Annotated in this window: 1 rRNA gene; it reads right to left on the bottom strand. The window is 38.6% G+C overall.

From position 1 onward, the window contains the following. A 5S ribosomal RNA gene (gene rrf, locus AAEY94_RS20895) occupies positions 1 to 56 on the bottom strand; the annotation flags it as partial. Between the last annotated feature and the right edge of the window lie 185 nt (positions 57 to 241).

The raw sequence follows: 241 nt of genomic DNA, 5'->3' as shown, positions 1-241 counted from the left end.
TTCACTTCTGAGTTCGGAATGGGATCAGGTGGTGCCACAGCTCTATGGTTTCCAGACAAATTTTGTTTATCTAACGCCCTAATTCTTCTTTAGGCATTAAATAATAATTCGGAAAGCTGATTGCTTTATCTGAGTTTGAATCTCGTTACACTATTTAAGCGTCCCATTCTAATACTAAGTCGTATCAGTAAAACCCATCTGGGTTGTATGGTTAAGCCTCACGGGTCATTAGTACAAGTTA

The organism is Shewanella sp. AC34-MNA-CIBAN-0136 (assembly GCF_040309945.1).
In the GTDB taxonomy this organism is placed as follows: domain Bacteria; phylum Pseudomonadota; class Gammaproteobacteria; order Enterobacterales; family Shewanellaceae; genus Shewanella.
This window is presented reverse-complemented; position numbering and strand designations above follow the sequence as displayed.